Source organism: Klebsiella sp. JN_Kp127 (assembly GCF_040062505.1).
Taxonomy (GTDB): domain Bacteria; phylum Pseudomonadota; class Gammaproteobacteria; order Enterobacterales; family Enterobacteriaceae; genus Klebsiella; species Klebsiella quasipneumoniae.
The window spans coordinates 119,119-129,892 of record NZ_JBEAHS010000006.1 but is presented as its reverse complement, the minus strand read 5'-3'; the positions used below and the strand labels follow the sequence as shown (position 1 = coordinate 129,892).

Below are 10,774 nucleotides of genomic sequence, written 5' to 3'. Positions count from 1 at the left end.
CCCTCAGCCCGCATCCATGCGGGCTGCCCCGGCCTTCCGGGAACGTCTCAGCGATGTTGAGGCCGCCAGTACCGGCAGTTTCAGCAAGGCTGGTGAATAAATTAACGACGAGCCGTACGGCACCCAGGTCGGGTAAGCGAAGCGCCACCGACAAAACGATGGCTCCTCCGCTGACCTCACTTCATCCGGTGTTCTCCGTTGAGCAGCGCTTCGCGATCGAAAAAGCGCTGGATCACACCCTCCGCCATAAACGCCGCCCGATCGGACATATGGGCGATGACGTCGGCATCGTGGCTGACCAGCAGATAGGTCATGCCGTGCTCCTGTTTCAGGCGATTAAGCAGATTGAGGATTTCCGCCTGCACCGACATATCCAGCGCCGAGGTCGGCTCATCCAGCAGCAGGATCTGCGGACGCAGCAGCAGGGCTCGGGCAATGGCCACGCGCTGCCGTTGACCGCCGGAGAGCTGGTGCGGATAGCGGCGCGCGGCGTCGGCGGCCAGACCCACCTGCTCAAGGGCGGTGGTTACCCGCGGGGCAACGTCGCGGATGCCGTGGATCTGCAGCGGCTCCGCCAGGGTGCGCCACAGGGTGTGGTTGGGATGCAGCGAAGCATACGGATCCTGAAATACCATCTGCACATTGCGTCGCAGCTCGCCCTGAAAGCGGGCGCCCGGCGCGATGGCCTGGCCCAGCAGCGCCACGCTGCCGCGCCATTCGCGCTGTAATCCGGCGAGCACGCGCAAAATCGTCGATTTGCCGCAGCCCGAGGCGCCGATCAGGCTGAAGGTTTCCCCGGCGTCGACACGGAAACTGGCGGCGGAGACCGCCGTCTTCGCGCCGAATGTTACCTGTAGATCCTTAAGATTAACGATCGCCATGGGTCGTCTCCGTAAAGTCCTGGGTTCTGTCGAGGGTCGGCAGCATCTGACCGTAAGTGTGCGCATTCGGTCGGCAGGTCCACAGGGTGCGGGTATAAGGGTGCGTCGCGGTCGGCAGCGCCCGCGCCGGCATCTCATCGACCTGTCTCCCCTGGTACATCACCAGCACGCGATCGCAATGCGCGGCCACCAGCGGAAGATCGTGGCTGATCAGTAACATGGCCATCTGCCGCTGCGCGCACTGCTCCACCAGCAGCTCGAGGATCTGGTTGCGCAGGCGGGCGTCAAGGGCCGAGGTCGGCTCGTCGGCTATCAACACCTTCGGGTTATTGAGCAGCGCGAGGGCGATCATCACCCGCTGCCCCATCCCGCCGGAGAGCTCGCCGGGATAGCGGCTGAGGACCGTGAGATCCAGACCGACGGCGGCGATGGCGTCTTTGACCGCCTCGGCGCGAGCGCGGCGGCGGAGACGCTGATGCAGGGTTAACGCCTCCTCCAGCTGCGTCTGAATGGACTGCACCGGATTCAGCGCATAGCGCGGATCCTGCAGCACCATGGCGATATCGTTGCCGCGCAGTTCGCGCCAGCCGCGGGCGCTGAGGGTCAGCACATCGCGCCCCAGCACCTCCAGCCGTTCGGCGCTCACCACCCCGGGCTTGCGCACCAGGCCCATCAGCGCCCGGGCGGTCATCGATTTGCCGGAGCCGGATTCCCCCACCAGCGCCAGCCGCTCGTTGCCGAGGGTGAAGCTGACGTTGTCCACCACCCGGGCGGTGGGGTAGTCGACGGCGAGTCCCTGGACGGTCAGTCGGATGTCAGTCATGTTGCGGCTCCAGAATATCGCGCAGGCCATCGCCCAGCAGGTTAAACGCCAGGCTGGCGAGCAGGATCGCCGCGCCGGGGATGGCGGCGATCCACCACTGATCGAAAATCACCTGCATCCCGTCGGCAATCATCGCTCCCCACTCCGCCATCGGCGGGCGGGCGCCCAGGCCGAGAAAGCCGAGCCCGGCGGCGGCGAGGATAATGCCCGCCAGATCGAGCGCCAGCCGGACAATCGCCGACGGCAGACACAGTGGCAGAATATGGCCGACCAGCAGCCGCCGGCCGCGGATGCCCAGCATCTCCGCTGCGGCGAGATAGTCGCTATGGCGCAGGCGCTGAATTTCGCTGCGCGCCTGCCGGGCGTAGGCCGGCCAGGTGGTCAGGGCTAACGCCAGCGCGCCGTTGACCAGCCCCGGGCCGAGCATCGCCACGAACGCGAAGGCGAGGATCAGCCGCGGCATCGACATCACCACGTCGGTAAAGCGCATCAGTATCCGCTCCAGCCACCCGCCATAGTAGCCGGAGAGAATACCCACCAGCAGACCGACGGGCAGGGTAATGGCGGTCACCAGCGTGACCAGACCCAGCGCCGGACGGGCGCCGTAGAGCAGGCGTGACAGCAGATCGCGGCCGTAGCTGTCGGTGCCGAGCCAGTGCCCCGCGCCCGGGCCCTGCAGACGGGCGGCGGCATCCTGCCAGTTAGGATCGTGCGGCGCCAGCCACGGGGCGAACAGCGCGGTCAGCACCAGCAGAATCACCAGGGTCAGGCCGCAGAAGGCGGCGGGTGAGCGGCGCAGACGGCGTAAAAACAGATAAGTCGGCATCAGCGCACCCTCGGGTCGGTTAACCGCACCAGCAGGTCGGTCAGGTTATTGATCAGCACAAAACTCACGCCGATCAGCAGCGTGCCGCCCATGATCGCCGTGGTATCCCCGGCGAACAGCGCGGTGGTGAGGTAGCGGCCGATCCCCGGCCATGAGAAGACGGTTTCGGTGAGCACCGCCCCTTCGAGCATTGAGGTCCAGGCGAGGGCGGTCACCGTCAGCAGGGTGCCGCGGATATTGGGCAGAACGTGACGCAGCAGAATCGTCATCTCACCGGCCCCTTTGGCCCGCGCCAGCAGAATGTACTCTTTGTTCATTTCACTGAGACAGGCGGAGCGGGTCAGACGGGTGATGCTCGCCAGCGAGTAATAGGCCAGCACCAGCCCCGGCAGCAGCAGATGGCCGATAGCATTTTTGAAAGCCGCTGTATCGCCGGAGAGCCAGGTGTCGATCAGCGCAAAACCGCTGCGCGGCTCGACGGTGTACTGATAAATATCGTCGAGACGACCCGGGCCCGGCGCCCACTGCAGCCGGGCGTAGAACAGGGCCAGCATCAGCAGGCCGAGCCAGAATATCGGCACCGAGTTGCCCAACAGGGTAAAGGTGCGCACCGCCAGATCCCACGGCGAACCGGCGTAACGGGCGCACAGCACCCCGGCGACGATGCCCAGTACCGCGCCGACGATCAGCGCCAGGGTCGCCAGCTCAAGGGTCGCAGGGAAGACCGCCAGCAGATCGTGGAGCACCGGCTGGCCGGTGGCGCTGGCGATACCGAGATCGCCATGGGCCAGGTTGACCAGGTAGTGCCAGAACTGCACCGGCAGCGGCTGGTCGAGACCCAGCTGATGGCGAACCTGATCATAGGTCGACTGGCTGGCATGGTCGCCGACGATCTGCAATACGCGGTCGACCGGCGACAGCGCGGAGAGCGAGAAGGTGACCAGCAGCAGCCCGAACAGCGTCAGCAGCAGCGTCAACAGCCCCTGCAGCAGGCGGGTAAGATGAGTGGAAAACGATGGCATGGAAAATGGAAATTCCTGGTATATCAACATGGTTCCCGGCGGCGCGACGCCCACCGGGTCCGGGTGGAAAAACGGTCATCCGGGCAGGGCGAGACCGCCGTGCCCGGTAACATAACCCGCTTACTTGGTCACGTTATCGTACCAGACCATGTCGGCGTTCAGCCCCTGCTGATAGCCCTTCACGTTATCGCGCACCACGATCTGGGTTTTCCCCTGGTCAATAAAGACGTATGGCGAATGCTGCAGCAGGGTTTCCTGCATCGTTTTGTACAGGTCGAGGCGTTTCGCCGGGTCCGGCTCCGCCACCGCGGCGAGGGTGGCTTTATTCAGCTCAGGGATCTGCCAGCCGTTGAGCCCGGCCACGGTGCTGGATTTACCATCGTTCCACGCGAAGGCGCTGGCGTTGGAATGGGCATCAAAGTAGTCGGGGATCCACAGGCGGATCGCCGCCTGATGCTGCTTCGCGCGCACCCGGGCATAGACCTGGCTGCCGGCGGCCGGCAGGAGATCCACCTTCACCCCGCCCTGGGCGAAGCTGGCCTGTAGCGACTGGGCGATGGTGATAAACGGCGGTTTGTTCTCCACGTCGAGGGTGAAGTGCGCATCCTTAATGCCCGCTTTATCAAGGATAGCCTTAGCTTTTTGCGGGTCGAAGGCGAATGGATTGGTCTCCAGCGCCCCCGGCAGGCCGGCCGGCAGGAAGCTTTGGTGAATAAAGTACTGGCCTTTCAGCAGATTTTTGGTAATGCCCTCATAATCGACCAGCCAGCGCGCCGCCTCCCAGAAGGCCGGATTATTGAGCAGCGGGTTGGCGCTGTTGGCGGTATTAAACACCAGATAGTTCTGCTCGGCGGACGGGATGCTCAGCACCTTCACGCCGGGTTTATCCTGCAGGGCGGCAATCTGGTCAGCGCCGAGATCGCGGGCCACGTCGGCATCCCCTTGCTGGATCAGCAGGCGGCGGGAAGCCGGGTCGGGGACGTTTTTAATAATGATGCTCTTGATCTTCGGCGCGCCGGTGGGGGAGCTGGCGTTGGCCTCCAGCACGATGGCCTGATGCGGCTGGTAGACGCGCATTTTATAGGCGCCGCTGCCCGCCGAGTGCATCTTCAGCCAGTCGTTGCCGAAGTCGTTATTTTTCGCGTTCGGCGCCACCTGTTTTTCATCAACGATGGAGGCGATGGGGGTGGAGAGAATATTCAGCGCCACCGCCGGGCTGACGTCGGCAGTCCAGTGCAGCGTCAGGGTATGATCGTCAACTTTTTTCAGCTGGCTGGCGATGTTGTCCGGCTGCCAGCCGAGCACGTTGAGAATAAACGCTGGCGATTTATTCAGCGTCACCGCGCGGGTGTATGAGAAAATTACATCTTCCGGGCGCAGCGGATTACCGGAGGCGAATTTGGCATCTGGCTTCAGTTTAATGGTCAGGGTTTTCGCCGCCGGATCGGCCTGCCAGCTTTCGGCGAGGATCGGTACGATTTTTTCAGGGTTGTTGCGGTCCGGCTGCACCAGACGCTGGTAGAGGCTGGGGACCGTCTGAATGCTGGAGAGTTCGTTCGCTTCCGCCGGGTCGAGGCTGACGATATCGTCGAGACCCTGAGCGACCACCAGCGTGTTGGGCGGCGTGGCGGCATGCGCGGCGGCGGAGAGCGCCGTCAGTACCAGTAAAGGCAACAGTTTCTTGGTCATATGCAATCCCTGAAAAATGGTTATTTTAATTTTTTATGCCTCGCTACGTTAGGCCGCTTGCGAAAAGGCGTAAAGTCAAAATAAGGATATCCTTATGCTAAAAACGCATAATCAAGAACGACAGGTTATTGCCAGGCGTGCAGAAGCGCCTTTCTCGGCTGCGGGCTTCTTGCTATAACGCATTGTCTATTGCGAGGAGGTGGGTGTGCCGGAAATCAATGAGTTTGGCCAGCAGGTGAACGACCTTGTCCCAGGCTGGCAGGGGGCGCGAGTCCTGCGGCGAACGGCGTTAAATGGCCGTTTTTGTCAACTGGAGCCGCTGGACGTTGACCGTCATGCGGCGGATCTGTTTGCCGCCTATGCGCTCGGCGACAACAGCGACTGGACGTGGCTGGCGTCTACGCGGCCGGAGAGCGTAGCGGCGACCGCCCACTGGATCGCGGGCAAGGTGAATGATGATGCCCTGGTGCCGTACGCGGTGATTGACCTGCGTAGCGAGCAGGCGGTGGGTATCGTCAGCTATATGGCGATCGAACGGGAGATGGGCACGGTTGAGATCGGCCATGTCACCTGGTCGCGCCGGATGAAAAACACCCCGCTGGGTACCGAAGCGGTCTGGCTGTTGCTGAAGAACTGCTTTGACCATGGCTATCGTCGGCTGGAGTGGAAATGCGATTCGATGAATGTCGCCTCGCGCCGGGCCGCCGAGCGGCTGGGCTTTAGCTGGGAAGGACGTCTGCGGCAGAGGCTGGTGCGTAAAGGGCGGACGCGCGACAGCGATATGCTGTCCATCATCGACGGCGAGTGGCCTGCGCGCGATGCGGCGCTGCGGGCGTGGCTGGCGGCGGAAAACTTTACTGCCGACGGGCAGCAGATCAAACGCCTGGAGGCGTTTCGCTAACTCTGCAAAGTGAATGGGCAGAGCGCATCACGCCAGCTCTGCCCATACAAAGGCTATTTCTCGATCATCTGAATAATTTGATCCCGGTTAATGGCATGTTCATTTCCCGCGATATCCTCATAGGTGATTAACCCAGTATCGTCATCGACCTCCGGTTTTCCGTGGGTGATAATCATCTCACCATTTTTTTTCTCTAATACATAATCGCTGGAACACCCCGCAACGGTGAACGTTAATAATGCCAAACCGAATACTGCAACGAACTTTTTCATTGTGCTACCTGTTGTAAGAAAGCCACGGTGGGCCGCAGAATATGACAGACTAACCAGTTATCGAAAGTGGGTCATAATTAACACCGAATAAAGTATTAACATGGCGACTAAAGTAATAACCACAATACGACGTTCAAGGGGAGTGGCCTTTTTCTTAGATTCATCATCTGGTTTTGTTAACATAATATTCTCTCTGTTAGCCCTGTCAGTGCTCTCGATTCCGACACCGGCAGAGGTGTGTTCTCGGCAATATTGTCGGGATGAACGACTTGCTAGTTGTTATTTAATACCCAGAGTTAAAGTAACGATTCCAGTGATAACCATTCAAAGACCCGTTCAGGCATTTTTGGCTAACACAACATTAAAAATTTCATTTTTATGGCTGAAGCTGACTATGCCTGCCGCAGACAGCACGCTTATTATCTTTTCGCACGTAACGGATAAAAAATACCTGTTATTATCAATGATCCGGGGCTGGAAACGGCAAACCCCGGATGACGGTATTGAATGATTCTCACCAAAATATTAAAGAGGTCTATTTAATATGATGAGAATAAACATTCGCCATTAAGCTAATGTAATTTTGCAAATAAGCTATAGATTCGTCGGTTTACAAAATAAAGGTACCTTCAATAACCAGACAGGCTTCGCCTGAGAGTTCAACACGCCCGTTATCTTTGATGTGGCAGAATAGTTCTCCCTTGCGGTTGCCGCCTTGCTGGGCATGAAGCGTTTTTTTCGCCAGTTTCTCACTCCACAGCGGCGCCAGAAAAGTATGTGCCGAACCGGTGACCGGATCTTCGTTGACTCCCACCTGCGGACCGAACCAGCGAGAACGAAAATCGAAGGTCCGGGATGCGACAGTGACCACCACGCCACGGGTGTTGAAGGCATTCAAGGCGTTAAAGTCGGGTTTAAGCGCGTCCAACAGATCTTCGTCATCAATGACGACAATAATATCGGAGGCTTGCCAGGTTTCACCTGCGTCTTCAGCCAGTCCCAGCGCCTTGAACAATCCTTGCGGCGCGGCGATGGGTGACGGAACAACCAGCGGAAAATCCAGGGTATATTTTCCGTCATGCAACGTGACGTCCAGCGCGCCGCTGCGGGTGAAAAAACGCACCCGATCGCGCGCTTGTTGATTGAGCAGCACGCTGGCCGCAGCCAGCGTGGCATGACCGCAGAGATCGACCTCGACGGCTGGGGTAAACCATCGCAATCCGAAACCGTCAGGCTGCCTGACAATAAAGGCCGTTTCCGACAGGTTGTTTTCCATCGCAATGCGCTGCAGCACGCTATCTTCAGGCCACGCCTCCAGCAAACAAACCGCGGCGGGATTGCCGGTAAAGGGGCCTTGCGAAAAAGCATCGACCTGATAAAAGCGAATGCGCTGCTGTGAATTATTTTTCATTCATCACCTCAAGGTCATTATAAACCGTATATCGTGTTACCCCCAGGGCCTGAGCCGCCTGCTGCACGCCCCCGCGCATTTTAAAAATACCTTTCGTATGCATTTCAGCGACAATTTTCAAACGCTGCGCTTTTTGTATTTTTTTACCCGGCACTGAATATTTATCAATGATTTCCTGGATTGACTGATCGATCAATCCGCCTAAATTAAGATCGACCGCTTCTGCGGCCTCCGACGGCGATGGCAGCAGCGCGTCAAGGCTCTTGCGTATTTGCTCATAAGGCGAGGGGTCGACATTAATACAGAAGGCGATAAGCGGATATCCCTCTTCGCTGTAATAAATTGTCGACGCGCTATTGAGCGTTTTCCCTGAAGCGGTGACGGTTTTATAATCGCTTATGGTTCTCGGCTTGTTGTTATTCGTCTTCTGCAGAAGCAGCGCAAAACCGGTATCTTTTTCCGGGCCGGCTAATAAATGATCGCCATTACCCCTGCCGCTAACATGACCATTAATGATTTTGATAATGGAATGTTCAGGGGTAGTGAGATTATGCAACACCACCTCCTGATTCGCTGATAACGTTCCCGCCATGGCGTCCATGGCTGCTTCAAGCGGCCCGGCGATCTGTGCAACCTGCTGTGTGTACTCTGATGTCATGGATGAACCTCTGCTGGAATCGTGGTCAGGAAGCGACCCCGGAACGCTATTTTACCATGGGAGATACGCTGACAGGATTAAATTATACGCATAATGTGTAATTATCAACAAAAAGTTGAATTTACAATTCTGACAGCGTACCTTTTGCTGCGCAAAGCGTCAGCGCTCATGTCGGGTGCGTCTTTAGGTTATGGAAATATAATGAGAATTTTTGGCTTGATAGCCATTGCCGTTCTGCTGGTGGCCTGCGGGGTCATTCACCCCTTCGGCGACAAAACCATCTATCAGACTTATTCGGTATCCGATCGGCCGGGGCTGCACTGGCGCTATGACTGCATACGTAGCGCCCTGAAGCCGCAAGGCTATACGGCTGAGCGTATCTTCCCCGAGCAGAATGCGCCAAACTTGTTTGATATTTCGCAGCACGGCACACGAGTCGCCCAGATCGATATGTACCAGGTGACTGGGGCGAGGACGATAAGTATCACCCTGATATCCGGTGCAAAACAGGTGAATGCTGCTGTGGATAGCATTATACAGCCGTGCCTTGAGCGCTAAGGGATGCTGGAAAGGTGAGGAGTGTCCTTTCCACACGGGAAAGGACAAGCGTGGCCTATACGATTAGCGGCGAACCGGCGCGTCGCCAGCGACATAATACGCCGCGGTGCTGCGCGGCAGCGGCTGGCGGCCGCGAATGGCGTCAGCCATCTTCTCGCCGATCATAATGGTGGTGGCGTTCAGGTTGCCGGTGATGATCTGCGGCATAATTGATGCATCGACCACCCGCACTCCTTCCAGACCGTGGACCCGGCCTTCGCCGTCGACCACAGCCATCTCGTCGTAACCCATCTTACAGGTCCCGCACGGGTGGAAGGCGGTCTCGGCGTGGTTGCGCACAAACTCATCCAGCTCGGCATCGCTCTGGCAGTCAATACCCGGGCTGATTTCGCGGCCGCGATACTTATCCAGCGCCGGCTGGTTCATGATCTCCCGGGTGATGCGAATGGCGTCGCGGAACTCCTGCCAGTCCTGCTCATGGGACATATAGTTAAACAGGATCGCCGGATGGGCGTGCGGGTCGCGCGATTTCAGACGCACGTGGCCGCGGCTGGGGGAACGCATCGAGCCGACGTGGCACTGGAAGCCGTGCTCTTTCACCGCGTTGGAGCCATTGTAGTTAATCGCCACCGGCAGGAAATGGTACTGAATGTTCGGCCAGGCGAACTCTGCGCGGCTGCGGATAAAACCGCCCGCTTCGAACTGGTTGCTGGCGCCGATCCCGGTGCCGCCGAACAGCCATTCGGCGCCGATCTTCGGCTGGTTCCACCACTGCAGCGCCGGGTAGAGCGACACCGGCTCTTTGCACTCGTACTGCAGGTACATCTCCAGATGGTCCTGCAGATTCTCACCCACGCCGGGGAGATCGTGGACCACCGGGATATCGAACTGCCTGAGCAGCTCGGGGTTGCCGACGCCGGAGCGCTGCAGGATCTGCGGCGAGGCAATCGCCCCGGCGCACAGCAGCACCTCTTTGTTGGCCATCGCTTTTGACGGGATAGTGCTTTCCCCCTCCAGCCACTCGACGCCCACCGCGCGCTTGCCGGAAAAAATAATGTGATCGGTCAGCGCATGGGTGCGGATGGTCAGGTTGGGGCGACCGCGCGCCTGGTCGAGATAGCCGCGGGCGGTGCTGGCGCGACGGCCCTGCGGCGTCACGGTGCGGTCCATCGGACCAAAACCTTCCTGTTGGTAGCCGTTGAGATCGTCGGTGCGCGGATACCCCGCCTGCACCCCGGCTTCAACCATCGCCTCGAAGAGCGGATTATTGCCGGGCTTCGGCGTGGTGACGCTCACCGGGCCATCGCCGCCGTGATAGTCGTTGGGCCCGATATCGCGGGTTTCCGCTTTCCGGTAGTAGGGCAGGCAGTCGAGATAGCTCCAGTGTTCCAGTCCCGGGGCGGCGGCCCAGTTATCGAGGTCCAGAGCGTTGCCGCGAATGTAGCACATGCCGTTAATCAGCGAGGAGCCGCCGAGCCCTTTACCACGCCCGCACTCCATGCGGCGGTGGTTCATATAGGGCTCCGGTTCGGTCTCGTAGGCCCAGTTGTAGCGTTTGCCCTGCAGCGGGTAAGCCAGCGCGGCGGGCATCTGGGTGCGAAAATCGAACCGGTAGTCCGGGCCGCCGGCCTCCAGCAGCAGGACGGTGGTGGTTGGATCTTCAGTCAGTCGTGTCGCCAGAACGTTGCCGGCGGAGCCGGCGCCAATAATGATGTAGTCAAATTGCAAAAAAA

The 10,774-nt window shown here is 59.2% G+C and carries 12 protein-coding genes; 3 read left to right on the top strand and 9 right to left on the bottom strand.

Annotated elements, in window-relative coordinates:
• Positions 1–176 precede the first annotated feature (176 nt).
• The 5 genes from ABLV04_RS04825 to ABLV04_RS04805 form a co-directional block, all read right to left on the bottom strand.
• A complete protein-coding gene (locus ABLV04_RS04825; RefSeq protein ID WP_032455040.1) occupies positions 177–881 on the bottom strand; it encodes an ABC transporter ATP-binding protein in 705 nt (234 codons plus the stop codon).
• Complete coding sequence (locus tag ABLV04_RS04820) at positions 868–1,704, bottom strand: ABC transporter ATP-binding protein (protein WP_261901662.1); 837 nt, start codon at positions 1,702–1,704, stop codon at positions 868–870. The genes ABLV04_RS04825 and ABLV04_RS04820 overlap by 14 nt, the downstream gene beginning before the upstream one ends.
• Complete coding sequence (locus ABLV04_RS04815; RefSeq protein ID WP_261901661.1) at positions 1,697–2,530, bottom strand: ABC transporter permease; 834 nt, start codon at positions 2,528–2,530, stop codon at positions 1,697–1,699. The genes ABLV04_RS04820 and ABLV04_RS04815 overlap by 8 nt, the downstream gene beginning before the upstream one ends.
• Positions 2,530–3,552: an ABC transporter permease gene (locus ABLV04_RS04810; RefSeq protein ID WP_044521521.1), complete on the bottom strand. Its 1,023-nt coding sequence runs from the start codon at positions 3,550–3,552 to the stop codon at positions 2,530–2,532. Before ABLV04_RS04810 ends, ABLV04_RS04815 begins: the two co-directional genes overlap by 1 nt.
• A 120-nt stretch (positions 3,553–3,672) precedes the next feature.
• On the bottom strand, positions 3,673–5,241 hold the full coding sequence (locus ABLV04_RS04805) for an ABC transporter substrate-binding protein (protein ID WP_032455044.1): 1,569 nt from the start codon (positions 5,239–5,241) through the stop codon (positions 3,673–3,675).
• A gap of 205 nt (positions 5,242–5,446) precedes the next feature.
• On the opposite strand from ABLV04_RS04805, the gene ABLV04_RS04800 reads away from it, so the two are divergent.
• Positions 5,447–6,142 carry a GNAT family protein gene (locus tag ABLV04_RS04800; protein ID WP_348815422.1) on the top strand — a complete coding sequence of 232 codons (696 nt, stop codon included), beginning with the start codon at positions 5,447–5,449 and terminating at the stop codon, positions 6,140–6,142.
• Positions 6,143–6,195: 53 nt separating this feature from the next.
• On the opposite strand, the gene ABLV04_RS04795 is transcribed toward ABLV04_RS04800, so the two are convergent.
• A complete protein-coding gene (locus ABLV04_RS04795; RefSeq protein WP_004885657.1) occupies positions 6,196–6,414 on the bottom strand; it encodes a YgdI/YgdR family lipoprotein in 219 nt (72 codons plus the stop codon).
• Between the two features lie 100 nt (positions 6,415–6,514).
• Here ABLV04_RS04795 and ABLV04_RS04790 point away from each other — a divergent pair, with 100 nt between their 5' ends.
• The gene (locus ABLV04_RS04790; protein WP_255988327.1) at positions 6,515–6,925 is read left to right on the top strand and encodes a hypothetical protein; all 411 of its coding nucleotides are present in this window, start codon (positions 6,515–6,517) and stop codon (positions 6,923–6,925) included.
• Positions 6,926–7,024: 99 nt separating this feature from the next.
• On the opposite strand, the gene ABLV04_RS04785 is transcribed toward ABLV04_RS04790, so the two are convergent.
• Both ABLV04_RS04785 and ABLV04_RS04780 read right to left on the bottom strand, forming a co-directional pair.
• Positions 7,025–7,825, bottom strand: coding sequence for a PhzF family phenazine biosynthesis protein (locus tag ABLV04_RS04785; RefSeq protein WP_255988325.1), 801 nt, complete (start codon positions 7,823–7,825; stop codon positions 7,025–7,027).
• Entirely contained in the window at positions 7,815–8,483 is a 669-nt protein-coding gene (locus ABLV04_RS04780) for a PAS domain-containing protein (RefSeq protein WP_012542504.1), read from the bottom strand. Before ABLV04_RS04780 ends, ABLV04_RS04785 begins: the two co-directional genes overlap by 11 nt.
• A 201-nt stretch (positions 8,484–8,684) precedes the next feature.
• On the opposite strand from ABLV04_RS04780, the gene ABLV04_RS04775 reads away from it, so the two are divergent.
• Positions 8,685–9,041, top strand: a complete 357-nt coding sequence (locus ABLV04_RS04775) for a hypothetical protein (protein ID WP_110238137.1) — start codon at positions 8,685–8,687, stop codon at positions 9,039–9,041.
• A gap of 63 nt (positions 9,042–9,104) precedes the next feature.
• Here ABLV04_RS04775 and betA read toward each other — a convergent pair whose 3' ends face one another.
• The gene (gene betA / locus ABLV04_RS04770) at positions 9,105–10,769 is read right to left on the bottom strand and encodes a choline dehydrogenase (protein WP_180263902.1); all 1,665 of its coding nucleotides are present in this window, start codon (positions 10,767–10,769) and stop codon (positions 9,105–9,107) included.
• Between the last annotated feature and the right edge of the window lie 5 nt (positions 10,770–10,774).